General features: G+C 70.5%; 16 protein-coding genes and 1 pseudogene. 7 read left to right on the top strand and 10 right to left on the bottom strand.

The window, feature by feature from the left end:
* Positions 1-24 precede the first annotated feature (24 nt).
* The gene (locus J5X75_RS14760) at positions 25-1,686 is read left to right on the top strand and encodes a S8 family serine peptidase (RefSeq protein ID WP_208467933.1); all 1,662 of its coding nucleotides are present in this window, start codon (positions 25-27) and stop codon (positions 1,684-1,686) included.
* A 167-nt stretch (positions 1,687-1,853) separates the two neighbouring features.
* On the opposite strand, the gene J5X75_RS14755 is transcribed toward J5X75_RS14760, so the two are convergent.
* Entirely contained in the window at positions 1,854-2,147 is a 294-nt protein-coding gene (locus tag J5X75_RS14755) for a hypothetical protein (RefSeq protein ID WP_208467932.1), read from the bottom strand.
* A 59-nt stretch (positions 2,148-2,206) separates the two neighbouring features.
* Entirely contained in the window at positions 2,207-2,908 is a 702-nt protein-coding gene (locus tag J5X75_RS45960; protein ID WP_208467931.1) for a DinB family protein, read from the bottom strand.
* 89 nt (positions 2,909-2,997) lie between these two features.
* On the opposite strand from J5X75_RS45960, the pseudogene J5X75_RS46390 reads away from it, so the two are divergent.
* A pseudogene (locus J5X75_RS46390) lies at positions 2,998-3,468 on the top strand (DedA family protein); the annotation flags it as partial.
* Positions 3,469-3,795: 327 nt separating this feature from the next.
* Here the strand turns inward: J5X75_RS46390 and J5X75_RS44280 are convergent.
* A complete protein-coding gene (locus tag J5X75_RS44280; protein ID WP_238487954.1) occupies positions 3,796-4,578 on the bottom strand; it encodes a class I SAM-dependent methyltransferase in 783 nt (260 codons plus the stop codon).
* Positions 4,579-5,298: 720 nt separating this feature from the next.
* Here J5X75_RS44280 and J5X75_RS14740 point away from each other — a divergent pair.
* Both J5X75_RS14740 and J5X75_RS14735 read left to right on the top strand, forming a co-directional pair.
* Entirely contained in the window at positions 5,299-7,566 is a 2,268-nt protein-coding gene (locus J5X75_RS14740) for a protein kinase domain-containing protein (RefSeq protein ID WP_238487952.1), read from the top strand.
* A gap of 65 nt (positions 7,567-7,631) precedes the next feature.
* Positions 7,632-9,074 carry an alpha/beta hydrolase gene (locus J5X75_RS14735; protein ID WP_238487950.1) on the top strand — a complete coding sequence of 481 codons (1,443 nt, stop codon included), beginning with the start codon at positions 7,632-7,634 and terminating at the stop codon, positions 9,072-9,074.
* On the opposite strand, the gene J5X75_RS14730 is transcribed toward J5X75_RS14735, so the two are convergent.
* Together J5X75_RS14730 and J5X75_RS14725 are read right to left on the bottom strand one after the other, a co-directional pair.
* Positions 9,055-9,723 (bottom strand): HAD family hydrolase, encoded by a 669-nt coding sequence (locus tag J5X75_RS14730; protein WP_208467928.1) that lies wholly within the window; start codon positions 9,721-9,723, stop codon positions 9,055-9,057. The genes J5X75_RS14735 and J5X75_RS14730 overlap by 20 nt on opposite strands.
* The gene (locus J5X75_RS14725; protein ID WP_208467927.1) at positions 9,720-10,379 is read right to left on the bottom strand and encodes a hypothetical protein; all 660 of its coding nucleotides are present in this window, start codon (positions 10,377-10,379) and stop codon (positions 9,720-9,722) included. Before J5X75_RS14725 ends, J5X75_RS14730 begins: the two co-directional genes overlap by 4 nt.
* A 58-nt stretch (positions 10,380-10,437) precedes the next feature.
* Between J5X75_RS14725 and J5X75_RS14720 the strand changes: the two genes are divergently transcribed.
* Positions 10,438-10,881 (top strand): winged helix DNA-binding protein, encoded by a 444-nt coding sequence (locus tag J5X75_RS14720; protein ID WP_208467926.1) that lies wholly within the window; start codon positions 10,438-10,440, stop codon positions 10,879-10,881.
* On the opposite strand, the gene J5X75_RS14715 is transcribed toward J5X75_RS14720, so the two are convergent.
* The 5 genes from J5X75_RS14715 to J5X75_RS14695 form a co-directional block, all read right to left on the bottom strand.
* Positions 10,865-12,040 carry an MFS transporter gene (locus J5X75_RS14715; protein ID WP_208467925.1) on the bottom strand — a complete coding sequence of 392 codons (1,176 nt, stop codon included), beginning with the start codon at positions 12,038-12,040 and terminating at the stop codon, positions 10,865-10,867. The genes J5X75_RS14720 and J5X75_RS14715 overlap by 17 nt on opposite strands.
* 81 nt (positions 12,041-12,121) lie before the next feature.
* A complete protein-coding gene (locus J5X75_RS14710) occupies positions 12,122-12,769 on the bottom strand; it encodes a cysteine hydrolase family protein (protein WP_307798081.1) in 648 nt (215 codons plus the stop codon).
* 66 nt (positions 12,770-12,835) lie between these two features.
* A complete protein-coding gene (locus J5X75_RS14705) occupies positions 12,836-13,231 on the bottom strand; it encodes a hypothetical protein (RefSeq protein ID WP_208467924.1) in 396 nt (131 codons plus the stop codon).
* 31 nt (positions 13,232-13,262) lie between these two features.
* Complete coding sequence (locus tag J5X75_RS14700; RefSeq protein ID WP_208467923.1) at positions 13,263-15,272, bottom strand: DUF8224 domain-containing phage-derived protein; 2,010 nt, start codon at positions 15,270-15,272, stop codon at positions 13,263-13,265.
* 102 nt (positions 15,273-15,374) lie between these two features.
* Positions 15,375-16,979 carry an AraC family transcriptional regulator gene (locus J5X75_RS14695; protein ID WP_208467922.1) on the bottom strand — a complete coding sequence of 535 codons (1,605 nt, stop codon included), beginning with the start codon at positions 16,977-16,979 and terminating at the stop codon, positions 15,375-15,377.
* 156 nt (positions 16,980-17,135) lie between these two features.
* Between J5X75_RS14695 and J5X75_RS14690 the strand changes: the two genes are divergently transcribed.
* Positions 17,136-18,965 carry an SIP domain-containing protein gene (locus J5X75_RS14690; RefSeq protein WP_307798080.1) on the top strand — a complete coding sequence of 610 codons (1,830 nt, stop codon included), beginning with the start codon at positions 17,136-17,138 and terminating at the stop codon, positions 18,963-18,965.
* 41 nt (positions 18,966-19,006) lie between these two features.
* Complete coding sequence (locus tag J5X75_RS14685) at positions 19,007-19,987, top strand: ABC transporter substrate-binding protein (protein ID WP_208467920.1); 981 nt, start codon at positions 19,007-19,009, stop codon at positions 19,985-19,987.
* The last annotated feature ends 16 nt before the right edge of the window (positions 19,988-20,003 follow it).

Raw genomic sequence — 20,003 nt, 5'->3', positions numbered from 1 at the left:
CGAACATACGTACCTTTTGGTGGTGTGTGGTATCGAACTCTGACCGTCGCCGTCGTCGCGGCCACGCTCTCCGGAGCGCACGCGGCGGCGCCCGCCCATGCCGAGCCGTCCGCGAACACCGTCACCATCGGCCTGCGTCCCGGCGCCACCGCCGCCGACACCGTCCGGGACCTCGACGCCACCCCGGGCGTCCGGGTCATCGACAGCGACGCCACCCCGCAGCTGGACGCGGTCACCGTGACCGTCACCGGTGACGCGGCCCGCGCGCTCGCCGGCAACCCGGACGTCAGCTACGTCGAGCCGACCCCCACCGCGTCGGCGCTGCTCACCCCCAACGACCCGGTGTACTCCGAGCAGTGGGGCACCAAGATCGTGAAGGCGCCGGCCGCCTGGAACGTCACCACCGGAAGCCCGGACGTCACGGTCGCCGTCGTCGACACCGGCGTCACCGCGGTCAGCGACATCGCCGGCCGCGTCCTGCCCGGCTACGACTTCGTCAACGACGACGCGGACCCCACCGACGACAACGGCCACGGCACCCTGGCCGCCACCGTGATCGCCGCCGCCGGCGACAACGACACCGGACTGGCCGGAATCTGCTGGACCTGCCGAATCCTGCCGGTCAAGGTCCTCGGCGCGGACGGCAGCGGCGGCCACGACGACATCGCCGAGGGCATCGTCTACGCCGTCGACCACGGCGCCGACATCATCAACCTGTCGCTCGGCGGGCAGGACGGTTCGACGATCCTGTCCGAGGCGGTCACCTACGCGGCCGGTCACGGCGTCGTGGTGATCGCGGCCGCCGGGAACGAGGGCGTCACCACCCCGGTCTACCCGGCCGCCTACCCGAAGGCGATCGCGGTGGCCGGATCCACCGAAACCGACGGCCGATTCGACTGGTCGAACTACAACGGTAGTTGGGTCGACGTCGCGGCCCCGGGCGACAACCCGGCGCAAGCCGACGACGGCGACTACTACTGGTTCACCGGCACCTCGTCGGCCGCACCCGTGGTCGCCGGCGTGGCCGCGCTCGGCCTCTCCGCCAGGACCGGCGTCACGGCCGCGCAGGTCCGTGCCGCCATCGAGGCGGCCGCCCACCCGGTCGGCTCCTGGGTCTCCTACGGCCGGGTCGACGCCGAAGCCACCATCAAGGCGCTGACCAGCGCCCCCACCATCGCCTGGACCGCGCCCGCGACCTCCTCGACCCCGCGCCGCGGAAAGATCACGGTCAGCGCGACCGCCGCCGGCGCCGCCCGGGTGGATCTGATCCGCGCCGGGAAGGTGATCGGCACGGACACCCGGGCGCCGTGGTCGTTCACGGTCGACAGCGCCGGGCTCACCGGCACGCACACGCTCACTCTGCGTGCCACCGGCCCGGCCGGTGACACCCGCTCGACGAGCCGTTCGCTGCTCTTCGACAACACCGCACCGACGATCTCCAAGGTCAAGGTGTCGAAAACCCGCACCACCGTAACGATCACGCCAACGGTCCGGGACACCACCGGCCTGAAGCAGGTCAAGGCCGTGATTACCGCCCGCTCGAAGAAGTACACACTGAGCTCGTCGAAGAGCCCGTGGAAAATGAAGTGGAAGCCGTCCGGCCGCCGCGGCACCTTCCCGGTCACCGTCACCGCGACCGACAAGGCCGGCAACACCAGGACCTACAAGACCAAATTCAAGATCTGATCCGGTACGCGCAACCACCGTCCTCCTCCGTTCGGACCGTTCCGCCCCGCCACGCGAGCGGGCTGCCCACTCCCGCCTGTGCCGCGCCCGCCGGGCTCAGATCGGTGGCCGGGGTGGAACGGTCCAACGGCATCGGGACAGCGCCCGGCGTACCGATGAAGGGGTTGTCACGAGCTGACGCCGAGGCTCATGGTCTTGCCGATCGGGTCGAGATCGAACGTGATGAGGCCGTTCTGGACGGCGGTGAGGCCGGCCAGGACGGCGGTGGCCTCGTCGGCCGACTCGGTCTCCAGGAACAGCACGACGCCGGGGACGTCGCCCACCTTGAGGGCATATTCGGTCACCACGCGGTGACGCACCAGGTTCCAGGCCGCCGCCGAGAATCCGTGCTCGCCGAAGAATTCGGCGAGCTGGCCCGCCGTGACACCGTCCGCCGGACGGGAATTCGCCATGAACCGCATGCCCACAATGGTCGGCCGCCCGGGTCAGGCGGGTCCTCATCCCTCGTGGATGATCCCGTCTACACGCGATCCAGGTCACGTAGGGCGAAGCGGAGGTGTTCCCACTCCTCGTCGAGGATTACGTGCAGACAGTGCAGGACCGGCTTCTCGCGGTCGGCGGACCAGGGAACGACGCGGGGCTCGGCGAGCAGATCCGGGGTGACGGTGGCGAGAAAGTCGCGGACCATCGCCTGACGGCCGGCGCGGTAGGCCAGGGTCTCCGGGTACGACGGCGGTTCCTTCACGAAGATCGACAGGTCGTAGCCGTCCGACTCGTACTCGGCGTGGGGCTGGCCGAACCGGTGGAACGGTTCGGAAAGCCGCAGGATGCCCTTGCCCAGCCACGCGTCGGTGGCGAACGCCAGGTGGCGCAACGTCTGCGCGAACGACCACTCGCCGTCGACCGACACGTCCACCGCGCCGGACGGCATCGCCCCAGCCCGGTCGACCGCGGCCCGCCAGGCCACCTCGACCGCCGCCCACGCCGCCCGCAACCCGTCCGGATCGGTCGCCGTGCGCAGGTCACGGCCCGGGAACCGGCGATTCAACTCCGCTTCGACCAGCGGCGCCACATCCACGCCGTTGACCAGCAGCGGGCCGTCGGCGAGCCACGGCGCGTCGATGTCCAGCCCGCGTACGTCGACGCCGCGCATCACGGCGCCGGCCAGCGTCGAGCGTTCGAACCGGGCACCCCGCAGGTCCCGGTCGGCGAATTCGGTCACCATGTCTCCCCGTCTCTTGGTGGTGCCAGCCCTACCCCCGGCGGGGAGGTACGCACCATGGTCCCGAGTCTCTCCGATTCGTACGGTCGATGGCAGTACACCGACGGGGAGAGGAAACCATGGCGGACCATCTGATGCCGCTGATCTGCTCGCCATGGCTGTACGTCATCGTCTTCCTGGCCGTGGCGATCGACGGGTTCCTGCCAGTCGTGCCGTCCGAGGCCGTGGTGATCGGACTGAGCGCCCTGTCCACGGCCGGGTCGCCGCACCTGCTCTGGCTGGCGGTGGCCGTGGTGACCGGCGGCGTGGCCGGTGACCGGGTGGCCTACCTGATCGGCAGCCGCGCGGGCGCCCGGGTCACGAACCGGGGACTGGCGGCCGCCCGGGCGCGGGCCGAGCGGGCGCTGACCCGGTACGGTGCGGCCGCCCTGCTGATCGGCCGATTCCTGCCCGGCGGGCGTACCGCCACCACCATGACGTCCGGTCAGGTGGCGTTGCCGCTGGGCCGGTTCCGCCTGTTCACCCTGTTGGCCGGGGTGGCGTGGGCGGCGTACACGATCGGCCTCGGCCGGCTGGGCGGCGCCCGATTCGCCGACTCGCCCCTGGTCGGCGCCGCGTTCGGGATTGTTCTCGGTGGCGTCCTCACCGCCGTACAGGCTCTCCTGGGCCGGTGGCGGAGTGGGCGGTTGTCGGGCCCTCGTGTGGGTCGGTGGCGGGGCGGGCGGTTGTCGTTTGCTCGTGTAGGCCGGTGGCTGGGCGGGCGGTTGTCGGGTGCTCTCGTGGGTTGGTGGCGGGAGCGGTCGTCGGATGCGGATGTTTCCGCGGGCGGGTGGTGGGCCGGGTGGCCGCCGGGCGCTCTCGTGAACCGGTGGAAGGGCGCGCGACGGTCAGGCCGGCGGGCGGCGGCCGGACCAGACGCAGGTTCGGCGGCGCAACAGGCCGTCGGAGAACGGCAGGGCCAGCAGGCGCTCCCGGAAACCGGCACGGTACGGGTCCGGCAGGCCCTCGATGAAGGCGCGGTAGCCGTGCGACAGCGCCCACGCCCACAGCTGCGCGGTGTCCGCGAAGACGATCTCGACCGTGGCGTGGTCCTCGTGCAGGTCCACGAAACCGGCCCCGTCCAGCAGGTCGGCCGCGTCGATCGGGGAACCCATGCCGCCACCGGGCGGGATGTGTGGCGCGAACTCCAGGAACAGCGCATCCACCCGGTCGGCCAGTGGGGACGACCAGACCGCCGGTTCGGCGTCGTGGTGGCGGGCGCTGCCGCCGGTCAGTGAGAACCGGCCGCCCGGTCGCAGCACCCGGAAGGCCTCGGCCACCCCGGTCGGCGGCGAATCCACCAAGTGGATCACGAAGGACGCCGCCACCTCGTCGAAACAACCGTCCGGCAGGGTCAGGGCCTCGGCGTCCATCACCCGGGCGTCCACCTCGGGATGATCGGTGGCCAGCAACGCGACCATGGTGGGTGCCGCGTCGACGGCCGTCACCACGCACCCCCGGGCCAGCGCGGCCGCGGTGAGGGCGCCCCGCCCGGCGCCGAGATCGAGGAAGCGGCTGCCCGCGGCCGGGCCGAGCACGTCGACGATGGCCTCGCCGTACTCCGCGAAGAACGGCACCACGCTGTCGTAGTCGGCCGCCACCCGATCGAAGACCTTCCACGTCGACGCCATGCCGCCATCCGACAACGCCGCCGCCACGGTGGCAACCCGATTGGGCGGCGCGTCCGAAACTACGGATTCCGCGTCTCCACGATCCGGACCCGACCCATCGTCTTGCGTTCGTGCGCCTGACGGCGGACCTGCGACATCCATTCACCCAGCTCCTTGTCGGCGGTGGGTGGGCGAATCCGGCGACATGAGCACGGCCGCCGCGTTCCGGCCGGTGATCGCGCTCGCGATGATCGTCAACCTGGCGGAACGCCGCACTCCACATGTAAGTGCCGGGGCTGACCTCGACGCCGTAGCTGGTGGCGGCGGTGCTGGGGGAGCTGTCCGCCGCTGGGCCGGGCTACGGCACGCCCGGACCAGCGAAAGCTACGGCTACCACTCGCGAACGTGCTTTTCAGCGTGGCTACGGCTCGCGGACGTGCTGATCAGCGTGGCTACCGCTCGGGCACGTGCTGTTCAGCGTGGTCACGGTTCGCGGACGTGCTGTTCAGCGTGGCTACCGCTCGGAAACGTGCTGTTCAGCGTGGCTACAGCTCGGGGACGTGCTGTTCAGCGTGGCTACGCTGCACCGTTGCGCCCGTTGCCTCCTTTCGCCGTCCGAATGATCCGGAAATCGGCAATGAAACATTAGGACATTCCCGATAAGTGTCAACAACGTCTTTATGGCCCAGGCTGTCTCGACGTGGGATGCGAATCGGCGCGGATCACGGCAGGATGCCGGGAATGAATGATCCCGGCGATGCTTCGGAGAACGGCGCGCGAAAAGGACTGGTGCTGGGTGGCCGGTACCGTCTGCTGGCGCCGATAGGCACCGGTGGGATGGCGGTGGTCTGGCAGGCCCACGACTCGGTGCTGGCCCGGTCCGTCGCCGTGAAGATGGTCAAACCGGGACAGGCCGCCGACAGCCGGTCGCGGGAACGCATCCGACTCGAGGCGCGGGCGGCCGGGGCGCTGTCGCATCCGAACATCGCCCACGTGCACGACTACGGCGAGGTGGAGATCTCCGGGCAGGTGCTGCCCTACGTGGTGATGGAGCTGGTCACCGGGGGAACGCTGCTGCGCCGGCTGTCCGCCGGGCCGGTGGTGGCGGGGTTCGCCATGCGCGTCGGGGCGGAGATCGCGGCGGCGCTGGCGGCGGCGCATGCCGAGGGGCTGGTGCACCGTGACATCAAGCCGGGCAATGTGATCCTGTCGCCGACCGGGGCGAAGGTGGTCGACTTCGGGATCGCCGCGGTGGCCCGGACCGAGTGGGCCGCACCGTTCGAGCCGGTGGACGAGGCGGATGACGACGCGCTGGGCGAACTGCTGGGGACGCCCGCCTATCTGGCGCCCGAACGGCTCGTCGGCGACGCGGTGGTGCCGGCCTCGGACGTGTACGCGCTCGGTGTCGTCCTCTATCTCATGCTGTCCGGGCGGTCGCCGTGGAACAGTGAGAACACCCGGCAGATGCTGGAGGCGCACCTCTACGTGCCGCCGTTGCCGTTGCCGCCGGTGGACGGAGTACCGGAGCGGGTGATCGACCTGTGCAATCGGTGCCTCGCCAAGGACCCGAACGAGCGGCCCAGCGCCGAAGAAGCGTCCGCGGTCCTTGCACAGAGCGCCGGGTTGCGCCCGGTGCCAGACGATCGTCCAGTCGATGCGATCAACCCACTGAATGCGGTCGCTCCGCTCAACCCGGCCGGTCCGTTGCACCCAGTCGGTCCCCTCAACCCGGTCGGCCCCGTCAATGTGGTCGGCCCAGTCAATGCGGTCGACTCGGTGAACCCGGTCGGTCCGTTCAACCCGGTCGGTCCGCTCAACCCGGTCGGCCCAGTCAATGCGGTCGGTCCGATCAATGCGGCTGACTCGGTCAATGCGGTCGGTCCGCTCAGCCCGGTCCGTCCAGTCAACCCGGTCCGTCCAGTCAATGCGATCGACCCGGTCAATGCGGTCAGTCCAGTCAATGCGTTCGGCCCGGTCAATGCCGTCAACCCAATCAATGCCGCTGGTCCGCTCAATGCAGACGGTCCAGTTAGCCCAGTCGGCCCAGTCAATGCGGTCGGTTCGGTCAATGCGGCTGACTCGGTCAATGCGGTCGGTCCGCTCAGCCCGGTCCGTCCAGTCAACCCGGTCGGTCCGGTCAATGCGGCTGACTCGGTCAATGCGGTCGGTCCGCTCAGCCCGGTCCGTCCAGTCAACCCGGTCGGTCCAGTCAACCCGGTCGGTCCAGTCAATGCGGTCGGTCCGGTCAATGCGGCCGACTCGGTCAATGCCGTCGACCCAGGCAATGCGGTTGGTCCGGTCCATGCGGTTGGGGCGGTTGACTTGGCTCACTCGCTCAAGCCGTTCAGGGCGGCGGGGCCGGGGGAGAACGGCTCGACTGGATCGCCGGTGCCGGTTGCGGGAACGGCGCCCCGGGACCGTCCCCGGGTGGCCCTCTGGGCAACCGCGGCCGCGCTGCTCCTCGTGGCGGGCGCCGGTGGCTGGCTGCTTCTTCGTGACGGCGGCGTGAGCGGCGAGGACGCCGCGGCCGGAACCGTCGCCGGGGCGGAGCCCGCCGCCGTGCCGGCGTCGGCGGCGAACCCCGGGAGCAGCGGTGCGCCCGAAACCACCGTCACCCGTACGCGGGCCGTCTCGACCCAGGAGGCGGTGCCCGGCGTCGAGACCTCGCCGCCCGCGCCGACGGCCGGAGTCACCCTGACGGCCCCGGCACCGCCGGAAGCGCTGCCCACCGCCACGACGACCAGCCCCACCCCGACGCCGACCGTCGAGGTCACGACCACGACGGCGGCTCCGGTTCAGCGCACCCTGTCCTCGACGGGCGGATCCGTGGTGGCGACCTGTCATTCGGGCGGGGATGCCGAGATCCTCTCCTGGAAGGCGGCCGGCTCGTACAAGATGCAGTCCGCCGATCCGGGTCCGGCGGCGGCTCCGTCGGTCACCTTCAAGCACGGCAACCGGCTGGTCACGATGACGGTGAGCTGCGATTCGGGAGCTCCGGCTCTGGTGTGACCGATAGACAGCGGCAATAATCGCACTCACCGTGCAACAATCACCGCTGTCTATCGGGAGAGTCGATGGGGATTACTCGCCGTACGCTGATCGCACTGCCCGCCGGCGCCGCGCTCGCCGCCGGAACAGCCACGCCGGCACATGCCGCCGCCGGATCGGGAAAGCCCGCGCACGCGGCCGCCGGATCGGGAAAGCCCGCGCACGCGGCCGCCCCACGCCCGGCCATCTTCATCCACGGCAGCGCCGGCTCCGCGATGCAGTTCCGGGTGCAGGCCAAACGTCTGGCGAGCAACGGCTACCCGGCGGGAGTCATCGAGGCGCACGAGTACGACTCCCCGAACATCGTCGCCATCCTCGCCGACGTGTGGGCCGGGCTCGACGCCCGCATCGACCGCCTGCTCGCCGCCACCGGCGCCGACCGGGTCGACCTGCTCGCCCACTCGCTCGGCACCTACGTCACCCAGGGTTACCTCAACAGCTCACCCGAGCGGGCCGCCCGGGTCGCGCACTACGTCAACCTGGACGGCCGGCCCGCGGCGGCGCTGCCCGGCGGGGTGCCGACGCTGGCCATCTGGGGTGAGGGCGACCCGGCCCGGACCGTGGTGGGCGCGACCAACGTTTCCTTCCCGGAACAGTCGCACACCCAGACCGTGTCGTCGGCCGAGTCGTTCTCGGCGATCCACCGGTTCCTGCGGGGCTGCGATCCCCGTACCGTCGAGGTCCGATCCACCCGGATCGCGCACGTCTCCGGCCGGGCCGTGCTGTTCCCCAGCAACGCGGGGGTCACCGACGCCGAGCTGGAGATCTACCCGGTCCACCACGCGACCGGGCGGCGACTGCGGCCCAGGCCGGTGGCCCGGATCGCGGTCGGCGCCGGGGGAGCGTTCGGCCCGGTGCCGCTCGACCCGCACGCCCGGTACGAGTTCGCCCTGCTCCGGGCCGGGCAGTCGGTGCATCACTTCTACTTCGAGCCGTTCCGCCGCACGGACACGTTCGTCCGTCTGCTCACCAGCCGTCCCGGCGAAGGGCTGGGCGCCCTGGTCGACACCAGCGACCGGCACACCGCGCTGACGATCCAGCGGCAGAAGGAGTGGTGGGGCGGCGAGGGCGACCACCTGTGGATCAACGGGCAGGACATCCTCAACCCGGCGACCGCCCCGCACAACCGGCGGGTGATCGGCATCTTCGCCTTCGACGACGACAGCGACGGCGTCACCGACCTGACCGCGCCGCTGCCCGAGTTCATCGCACAGCCGTTCATCTCCGGCGTCGACCTGTTCATCCCGGCGCACAACGGGAGAGCGGATACCGGAAAGGCGGACGCGGGGAGTCCGGACACCGGGAAGGCGGACGTGGGGAGTGCGGACGCGGCACGGGCGGACGCGGGGAGAGGGCACGCGGGCGCGACCGTCGAGGTGATCGCGCAGGAGCGCGGCGCCGGTCGGACCCGGCTCAGCGTGCCCGCCTGGCCGTCCAGCGGGCACCGGGTCAGCCTGGAATTCGGCTGAGCCGCTCCACCACCGGCACCACCTCGGGAAACGCGTCGATCGTCGCGGTCACGTGCCGGCCGTCGAAGTCCTCGATTCGGCGTACGCCGCTCTGCAGGCAGGCGATGAACGCCATCCCCGCGCCACCGGCCGCCACCGCGTCACCGGGCGAGTCGCCGACGTAGACACACTGCGCCGGCGACAACCCGGTGTGCGCCAGCAATTCGTCGAAGGCGCGCGGGTCGGGTTTGCCGTACCGGGTGTTGCCCCGGTGGTAGGCGCCGGACACCCGGCTCGCGACGGCGTGGCCGGGTTCCAGCATGTGCCGGATCTCCGATTCGGCCCGGGAGGTGAGCAGCAGCACCGACCGGTCCGCTTCGATCAGCGCGTCGAGGGCGTTCAGGTTCTCCTCGGGGATGACGTCGAGGAGCCCGTCGGCGACGTGCCGTTCCATGGCGGTCTGGAACAGCGGGCCGAAAATGTTCAGGTCGATGCCGGGGGAGCGTTTCGGCATGGCCTCCAGCAGCGGGTCACCCCAGGTGGCCAGGTGCAGTTCGCGTGTCATCGGCGGACGGCCCATGGCCGCGAGGACCTCGTTCTCCAGTACGAACGACGCCGCCTCGGTCATGCACAGGGTGTCGTCGACGTCGATGATGACGGCCCGGATCATCGGCGCGCCGCCTCGAGCAGGGTCCGCAGTTCGTCGTGCGGGAACGTGTCCGGCCCCTGACGGATGCTGTAGAAGTCCTTCTCCTGGTTCCAGTCCTTCTGCCTGGCCCAGTGCCGCCCCTGCCCGTCGGTGTGCCAGGTGACCGCCTGCCCGCGCAGGTCGTTGCGTTCCAGCCACTCGGCGGCGCTGGGCCAGTACCCGGTCCAGCCTTCGGGTCGCAGCGACGCGTAGGCGGCGTCCACCGTGGCCGCGGCGGCGTCCACGTCGTCGTCCTCGAACACCGCGGCGAACCGGCACAGCAGCGCCAGCGCCGGGCCGGGCGCCGGGTCGATCGCCCGACAGATCAGGTCGAGCTCGGACCAGCGCAGCGCGTGCGGATGCCATTGCACCATGTCGTCCCAGCCCAGCGTCTTGGGCTTCTTGCGGCCGGGCACGATCAGTTCCAACTCGTGCTGGTCGAGGTCGAGGGCGACGTCGAGCACCAGGCGACAGCCGCCGCCGACGTCGAAGACCACCTCGACACCCTCGATGTCCTCGTCGTCGTCATCGAGGTCGACGTCCTCGATCTGGTCCGCCAGGTCGCCGACGCGGTCCTCGTCCTCGTAGGCGAACGTGTACCGCGCCCAGAACAGCGGATCGTGCAAGGGAAGATCCATGTATAGATCATGCCCGAGCGTTGACCTCAACATTGATTGAGGTTCTACGGTCGTCAACATGCAGCTCACCGATGCCGAACTCGCCGGACAGCCCGCCGCCTACTGGACCGGTGTCGCCTACGAGGCGCTCATCGCCTTCACCCGGGCCCGCCAGGCCGAGGCCGGATTCTCCCAGCCGCAGTTCTGGCTGCTGCGCAACCTGTCCGCGAATGATCTGTCCCCGGACGAGCGCGGCCGGACCGTCCCCGAGCTGCGGCAGGCGATGAGCGACTACCTGCGGCCCGAGGACGATCTCGCCGCCGAGGCGGCGGTGCTGGCCGGGCGCGGCTGGCTCCGGGAGGACGACGGCCGCTGGTGGATCACGCCGGAGGGTGAGGCGGCGCGCGTCGGGATGAAGAGCCACGCCCCCGCGATCCGCGCCCGGATCCACGAGGGCATAGCCGACGCCGACTACGTGACCACGCTGCGGGTGCTGCAGAAAATGATCAGCAACGTGCGGTGATCAGCACGGACCAGGCCGCGAACCCGGCGGCCACCACGAAGATCAAACCCGCTGATCCGTACGCGAGTGAGGCTCCGAAAACCACACCCGCCGCCAGTGGCACCACCGTTTCGGCGGCCGCCCCGATTCCGGTCAGCGCCCCCTGGACGGCGCCCTGCTCGTCGTCGCCCACCACGCGGGAGATCCACGACTGGGCGGCCGCACCGCCGACCGAGCCCAGCACCCCGACGGCCAGAATCGTGTAGAGGTGCCACGGTTCGCCGGCGAACGCCGTACCGAGAAGGGTTGTCGCACTGACCAGACCGCCACCCACCGCGGCCCGCCGGTCGCCGAGCCGCCGGACGATCGGGCCGACGGCCCGGGCTTGGAAGAGTGCCCCGGCCAGCGCGGATGCCGCCATCACGGTGCCGACGTGCGCGGTGCTCCAGGAGAACCGGTGGGTGAGGAAGAACGCCCACACCGACTGGAAGATCATGCGGGAGACGTCCGAGCAGAGCCGGGCGTAGGCGAGCCGGCCCAGCACCGGCCGGCGCAGCACCTCGGCGATCGCCCGGAACGGGTTGGTCGCCCGCAGTGTCAGCGGGGTGGTGCGGTCGCCGGGCCGCGACTCGGGCAGCACGAACCAGCCGTAGGCGACGTTGGCCAGCGACAGGGCGGCCGCGGCGAAGAACGGCGCGCGCACGTCGACCGCGCCGAGCAGCCCGCCGAGCACCGGCCCGGCCACGAAACCCAGGCCGAAGGCGGAGCCGATCAGCCCGTACGCCCGGGCCCGTCCGTCCGGCGGCGTGACGTCGGCGATGTACGCGTTGACAACGGTGTTCGTCCCGGCGAACGCCCCGGCCAGCGCGTGGCACAGCAGCAGCGGCCACGGGCTCAGCGCGACGGCGTGGGCCAGCCAGTCGAAGCCGAGACACGCCAGCGAGACGAGCAGGACCGGGCGTCGTCCGTACCGGTCGGAGAGCCGCCCCAGCAGCGGCGACAGGACGAACTGGAGCAGCCCGTACACCGAGCCGAGCAGCCCGGACCAGAACGCGGCCGCCGTCACGTCGGCGGCGACGGCCGTCATCAGGGCAGGCAGGATCGGCACGACCAGGCCGAGGCCGAGCATGTCGAGGAAGACGGTGACGAGCAGGAAGGGGAGGGCGGGCGCCCGGCGCATTGCGGCTCCTGTGTGTCGAGAAGGGCAGGGCCCCTCCCGGCTCACCTACCGCAAGCACGGAGGATCAGAATATCGGCGGCGTCAAATCATTTTCCGATCCGCCTCATCGGGGAGCCGCTCTCCGATCGCGCCCAGCCGATCGATGATCTCCGCCGTGGTGGTCAGCGTGACGCCGATCCCGGCCAGGTCGGCGAGGCGTTCGGCGCTGGTCTGCGACACCGCGTCGGTGGCCAGAACGGTACGGAAGTCGCGCTCGCTCGCCTGGAACAGCGTCGCCCGCGGGCAGTTCGGCAGATTGCACCCGCACACCACCAGCGTGTCCGCCCCGTGGTCGCGCAGCCACTGCTCGAGGACGGTCCGGTAGAAGGCGCCCCATCGCGGCTTGAACAGCACGATCTCGTGGTCGCCGACCTCCTGGGGCCGTCCGCTCAGCAGCAGCCCGGCGTCCAGGCTCACCGGGGTGGCCGGCCCGGCGAGCAGGCCGGCGCCCGGTGTGCCCGGCGCCACGATGGTCGTCGCGCCACGCCGCGGCAGATCGACGTCGGGCGAACCCGGCGGGTACAGCCGCACGATGTGCACGATCGGCCGCCCCGCCCGCCGGAACGCGGCCGCCAGCTCGTCGACCCGGGGCGACACCTCGACCGTGCCGGCGATCGCGGCGAAATCGGCCTGCATGTCGATGACGACGAGGGCGGAGGAGTCCCAGTGTGGCGCGACGTGATCGGTCACCGTTACAACGTAAACGGTGCGCTCCGTTCTCGTCACCGGGCGCCGGGCGGCCTGACCGCTTGCGGGCTACAGACTGTCGATGCGGGCCAGCAGCTCCGCCTCGGTCAGGTTCTCCAGGGCCGCGTCCTGCTTGCGCCCCAGGACGGCCAGCAGCTTCTCCTTCTCCAGCTTCTTGGCCGCCGCCGCCTTCGCCGCCCGGTCCTCCGCGAGGCGGACGGCGATGACGTGCTTGACGACCTCCAGCTTGGTCTCCAGGGTCGCCTTGGCCGGATTGGTCTCGGTGGCCACGAACGACTCGGTGTCGACGGCCTTGAGTTCGGCGTTGACGGCCTTGGCCACGTCATCGAGGCTGAACCCGGACCTGGCGGTCAGCGGCAGCTCCCACAGCTGTTCCGTGGTCAGCAGGCCTTTGGCCGACGGGTAGCGGAACTTCTCCCGCGTGGCCTTCTCGAAAATGGTCACGGTGGCCTCTCTCGGATGTCCGGGTAGGGAATCAGAACTGGATGCTGATGAGGCGGCGCCGGCCGCTGGTCATGGTGACCTTGGCGACCACGGCATCGCGGACCGTGGAGCTGAAGCCGAGGCCGGACAGCTGATCCTCCGACGGCTCGCACTTGGTGCGGTCGCCGAGAACCTCGAACACCTTGCGGTGCGGTTGCAGGTCGCCGCGGAGGAACTCGTTGTAGATGCCCCGGGTCGGCTGGTCGTTCACGCACCCTTTCAGGATGAAGAAGTAGTGGCGGTTGCCGACCTCGTTGTCGTCGAAGTAGTTCGGCGAGTACATGATGGTGGACACCGGCACGAACTGTTCGGTGGTGATGCCCCAGCGGTCCCTGCCGACGCTGCCCGCCCGCATGGCCTCACCCGGCTGGAAAGCGGTGATCACCTCGCCGGCGACCGTCATCCGGCCCACCTCGACGGTCTCCTGGTGGCCGACCGCCCGCTCGTGGCGGTAATGCTCGATCTTCCCGTTGCTCTCGGTCTCGATCACGAAGCCGACGTCGGTGCTCTCCCGCTTGTGGTACTGGTTCACCTCGATCCGGTACACGCCGTCGGGGACCTTGCCGGCCCAGGTGACGTTCTCCACCGGTTCGCGGGAGAACCCGCCGCCCGCGTTCATGTCGACGTCCAGCTTGTTGCGCTTCTCCCGGTACCAGATGTGGTCGCCGTTGGGTTCGAACACGTGCAGGTCGAGGTCGTCGTGGTTGAACCAGGACAGGCTCACCCGCAGCTTGCCGGTGACGTTGCCGCCGGCCCGCTTGACCTTCTCCTTGATCGAGTCGGTGACGTTGCCGCCGTAGGACCAGCCGAAGTCGTTGTCCCACGTGAACAGCCGCGGCGCGTCCGGGTGCCGGCCGGTGGTGAGACTGACGAAATGCGGTTCGTGGCTGTTGCCGACCCACAGGTCGATGCTCGCGGCGCCGGGCAGGACGTCCTTCATGAAGGCGACCACCGGAACCTCCTCCGGCTTCGCGTCCCGAAGACGCGCACCCGACGACCCGGTGGTGGCCGCCCGCATGAGCAGCCCTTCGATGCCGTCCTTCATCCGCGACTGGGTGTCGTTGTCGACCCACAGCACGTTGGTGACCGACACGTCGGACAGCCGGGCGAAGCGTCGCTGCAACGACTCCTCGATGCCCAGCTCGCCGATGGTCTTCATGGCAGCCTTGACCATGGCCGGGGTGATCAGCGCCGTGGGGCGCTGGTAATTCTGCGGCGCCACCTTCGTCTCGAACGACCGGACCGCCTGCTCCAGGTCGACGCCCGCGGAGAGATCCTGAACGAGGGTGCCGATCACCGTGTTGCGGAACCGGGCCGCCGGGTTCATGGCGTTGGCGAAGACGAACGCCCGTCCGTCGGCCGCCTGCGTCCACCGGTTCTGCAACGACCGGAACTCGGTCACCGCCCGGCGATGCTCGGCGCCCCGGTAGAGGGCGTCGTCGTCGATGAGGTCGACGACGGTGTCCAGAGCGTGCTGGGTCAGCTCGGCCAGGCCCCGCTGGAACACCTGCACCGCGGCGTCGAAGGCGCCCCGTTCCGCGCCGGCGTCCCTGCTGCGATGCCGCTTCTCCACCCGGCCGTGCAGGTGGTGCCACACCTCGACCTGGCCGTCACGCAGCGTCCGGGTCGTCCTCGTCCCGTACTGCGCCTCGGTGGACCGGAAGACGCCGGACAACGGCAGCGTGCCGACGAAGGCGTCCATCGCGGCGGCGACGACGGAGAAGACCGGGTCGGAGGCGGAGACCCCGGACCAGACGGTACGAACCCGACCGTCGCGAATCTCCACGACGTTACCGAAGTTCCTGACGAACCCGCGGCAGGTCGAGCAGTCGTACTCGGACCGCTCACGGAACCGGCGATTGGTGCCGGCGGGGAAGGATTCGAGAAAGGTGAGCCAGAGCGAGTCCCGGTCGAGACCGTCGCCGACGACGTACAACTCGCCCTTGGACATCGCCGACAGACGTGTGGTCACATCCGCTGCGAACTGCTGAAAATCACTCACCGTGTCATCTCCCCTGATCACCGGAGATCCTAGGGAGCGCACGCCATCGGAGAAACGTATTTCCGGTGGTCCGCGCGGTCACGGACGGACGCCGACGTCCCGTCACTCCGGCGGGTGGCCGTCCTGCCGGTCGCCCCGGCGTGCTGCGTAGTCCCGTGGGGAGAGGCCGTGGAAGCGGGTGAAGGCGGAGCTGAACGTCGGCAGGTGGGCGTAGCCGACGCGGCGGGCGACGGCGCTGGGCTTGGCGCCGCCGCCGAGCAGGTCGCGGGCTATGCGCATGCGGGCGGCGTAGCGCCAGCGGGCGAACGGCATTCCGGTCTGTTCGCGGAAGGTTCGGTGGATGTCGGCGGGCACGTCGAACGCCGGCCCGCCGGAAGTGCCGATGCGGCGCAGGTAGTCCATGGCCGCTCTGCGTGCCCGGGGGTCGGTCGGCATCGGCACCGACAGCGCTCGCTGCGCGGCGACGTGCTCGGCGAACAGATCGAGGACATGGCCGGGGTCGTGGTCGTCCGGGCGCACCGGGGTACGGGCACTGATGGCGCAGAACATCAGGTAGTCGTCCCAGTCGGGCGAGAACTGGGCCTGCAGCGGCACGGTCAGTCGCAGGTCGTCGGTGGTGGCGTTCCCGAGCGACAGGGAGATCGAGTTCTCGCGGACCCCCGTGGTGTGCTCCACACCGGCCGGGATCCAGATCGCGCCGCCCCGGCCCCACTCGTAACGGCGATCGCCGATGTCCAGGTGTCCGCTGCCGCGGTACGCCCAGCAGAGCACGTGGAAATCGTTGGTGTGCGGGGGCGTGCGGGTCGCCGGCAGCAACGCGGGCGCGGCGGGTGAGGTGCGGCCTTCCCGCAGCAACGTGACGAGGTCGTCGGCCTGGCGCGCGGCCGTCGCGTGCTGCGAGAGGTCACCGCTGGCCTGCCGTGCGGAGAGCGCACGGCTGAACTCGTGGGGAGTCGACCCGAACTGCTGCTTGAACGCGCGGGCGAATCCGTTGCGGCTGGTGAAGCCCACCCGCGCGACCACCTGGTCGACGCCGTAACCGGCGACCAGGAACTCGACGGCCGCGCTCAATCGGCAGCGCAGCCGCCACTGCTCGAAGGTCAGCCCGGTGCCGGCGCGGAAGTCGCGGAGCAGGGTGCGCGGGCTGGACAGCACCCGGGCCGCCCACTCGGCGACGGTGAGGTCGAGCGCGGGATTGCGGAGCAGTTCGTCGGCCACCTCCCGGGCCCCGGCGGCTCTCGGCATGGCCGGCGGACCGACCGGGCACGGCTCGGTGTCCCCGCTTCGCGCAGGCGGTCGCCGATCGGAGCCGCGGAACAGATCGACGAGCACATCCTGGGAGTAACCGTGGCCGGTGAGCGGCGTGACCATGAGGTTGAAGTGCTGGATCAGCCAGTCCTGCCAGCCGTCGGGAACCACGAACCGCCTCGGCTCCGACAACGCCCCGGTCCCGATACCCGGATGTGTCAACAGCGGGAAGGCGACCGTGCCCGGCTCGGTGACGACCGTCCAGTGGCTGCCCATGTCCGCCGGAACCCAGACGCCCTCGCCTTCGGCGAGGCGAAACTCCGGATGGCCCTCCAGACGGAGGCACGCCGAGCCGGTACGGACCCAGAACAGAAGGTGCTCGGTCTGGTCCCATGAGCCGCTCGACCGGACCGGGGGGATCGGCGGCGGTCGACTCGTGCCGAGCGTAGGCAGATCCACGCCCAGCACGTCCTAACTATATGGCGACCTGCGCACGTCTTTTGAGGTGAGGTTAGCCTAACCTGATCCGCAGCCCTCCTGCTCACGAGGGTGCGCCACGCGAAAGGGCAGTTCCTCACCATGCCGAAGACCTCACGCCAACTCACCGTGCGTCCCGTGACCCTGCGGGAGGTCGCGGTCGTCCGGGTGGTGGACCTGACACCGGGGATGCGGCGGGTCACGCTGGCCGGCGCGCAGCTCGGCGAGTTCACGTCGTCGAACGGCTTCCCCCAGCCGGCGTTCGCGTCGACGGGCTTCGACGACGACATCCGGCTGGCGTTCTGCTACCCCGGCCAGACCGAGCCGGTGCTGCCGGTGCAGAAGGAGAAGGGCATCGAGGTGCCGAGAGATCCGCGGCCGCTGTCGCGGGTCTACACGGTGCGCCGCTGGGATCCGGTGGCCGGCGAACTGGACGTGGACTTCGTCAGACACGGCGTGGGCACCGCGACGACCTGGGCGTACCGCGCCCAGCCGGGGGACCGGATCCACCTCGCCGGCCCCGGCAGTTCGAAGGCCCTCCCCGCGGGGGCGGACTGGCTGCTCGTGGCGGGCGACGACACCGCGCTTCCCGCGATCGGCCGCCTGCTCGACGAGATCGGCCCGGACACCCGGGCACAGGTGTTCATCGAAATCGCCGAGCACGAACATCGCCAGGACTTTCCCGAGGGGCCCGGCGTCGAGGTGACCTGGCTCGTCCGCGACGGCGCCGAAGCGGGCACGACGCGGCTGCTGTCCGACGCGGTCCGGAACTGCGGCTGGTGGGACGGCCGGCCCTTCGCGTGGCTCGCCGGGGAACACACGGCGGTACGGGACCTCCGGCGCCACCTGGTCGAGGACCGGGGCATGCCGAAGGAGGACATCGACTTCACCGGGTACTGGCGTCGCGGCGAGGTCGTCACCCTCGACACCGACGAGGCGGTGCCCGACCCCGGCAAGACGAGGACGCCGTTCGAGAAGCTCCACGACCTGACCGAACTGATCGCCCCGACCGCCATCCGCACCGCCGTCGAGCTGGGCGTTCCCGACCTGATCTCCCGCGGTGTGACAGGCGTCGAGGACCTGGCCACCAGGGTGGACGCCGACGCGCGGGCGCTGGGCAAGCTGCTGCGCTACCTGCACGCCCTGGGCGTCCTGACCGAGACCGAACCGGGCCACTACGGTCTGACACCGGTGGGCGAGGTCCTGACCCTCGAATTCATCGTCGACTCCCTGCACCCCGCCGGGGTCGTGGGACGCGAGATGCTCGGCGTTCACGGCCTCACCGAGTCGGTTCGCACCGGCCGGGCGTCGTACGCCTCGGTCACCGGGCAGACCTTCACCGAGGTACGGACCGAGCAGGACTACGAGGACCGCTACCTGGAACGCCTGGCGAAGTTCCAGGCCTCGCTGGCCGAGCCGATCGCCAAGTCCGGCCTGCTCGCCGGGGTCGGGCACCTGGTGCTCCACTCCGGCGGCGCCGGCGCCCAGGCCCGGGAGTTCGTCGCCGCGCACGACAGCTTGCACGTGACGATCTGTGCGCTGCCCGCCCAGGCCGACTGGCTGCGCCGCGACCTGCCCGACACCATCCCCGACGAGCGGCAGCGTGCCCGGGTCAGCGTGGCCGGGCAGTCCGTCTTCGAGCCCAGCCCGCCGGCGGACGCCGTGTTCGTCATCCGCGCGTTCAAGACCCTCGCCGACGCGGACGCCGCCCACGCCCTGCGCCGAGCAGCCGAGAACCTCCTGCCCGGGGGCCGGGTGCTGCTGGTCGAAGACCTCCTCGACACCGACGACCTGGACGAGCACGACGGCGAAGCGGACCTGCTCGCCCTCACCGTGCACGGCTCCGGACTGCGTACCGCCGCCGAACTCGACGCCGTCATCGCGCGGGCCGGTCTCGTCCGCGCCGCGCGGCACACCGTCGGCTGGGGCACCACCGTCCACGAACTGGTGCCGGCCGGCACCCACTGACGTTCACCCCCGACGAAAGACAGAGAAAGAGAAGCACAACCATGACCATGACAACTCTGCGACGGGGCACGGCTCTGGCCGCCCTGCTGAGTGCCACGCTCGTCCTCTCCGCCTGCGGCGACAACAGCGGCGACGGCACCGGCGCCACGACTGTTCAGAAGCGCACCGTCACGGCCGGCAACGGCGCGGTCGAGGTTCCCGCCGAGCCGCAGCGGATCGTCACGATCGGCAACACGACCCTTCCGTTGATCGACATGGGTGGCAAACCGGTGGGCGTCACCGAGGTGGGCGCCTCCGACCTCGGTCTCATCCCCGCGGAACAGAAGGCCACGTACGAGGCGGCCACGATTCTCGGTTCCAGCGGCGACCAGGTCGACATGGAGAAGCTCGCCGCTCTGAAACCGGACGTCATCCTGGCCCAGATGCCCAAGAGCGAGTTCGAGGGGATCGAGAAGCAGCTGGCGTCGGTCGCCCCGACGGTCTTCTGGGGACTCGACGTCGAATGGAAGGCCCTCGCCGGCGGACTCGCCGAGGCCGGCAACGTGACGGGCGGGCTCAGCGGGCAGAAGGCGGAGTTCGAGAAGAAGATCGCCAAGATCAAGGAGACGTACGGCAAAGTCATCGCCGACACCGAGTTCGTCAACGTCGACCGCTGGGAGAGCTCCGATCCCGGTACGTTCTCCGTCGCGGACTTCGGTTGCGTCGAAATCGCCCAGGGCGACCTCGGGATGAACTTCCCCAAGGCGGCCGCCGGTGCGGACCCCCTGGGCTGGACGGCCCTGCCGTTCGAGCAGATCGCGGGGCTGTCCAAGTACGACGTGATCACCTATCCGGTCGACGCCGAGGGCAAGCCGAAGGCGCCGTTCGCTCCGGTGGTCGAGACCAACACCTGGAAGGCGCTGCCCGCCGTGAACTCCGGTCGCGCGCTCGGCGTCTTCTGCCCCGGTAACAACTCCTACGGGCCCGTCCTGCGCTACCTGGACTCGCTCGACACCGCCCTCGCGACCCTGCCCGCCAAGTAGTGACAGCTCTCGCCCT

This window comes from Actinoplanes flavus (assembly GCF_017592555.1).
Taxonomy (GTDB): domain Bacteria; phylum Actinomycetota; class Actinomycetes; order Mycobacteriales; family Micromonosporaceae; genus Actinoplanes; species Actinoplanes flavus.
Note: the sequence above shows the minus strand (reverse complement) of the source record. Positions and strands in the feature narration are given on the sequence as shown.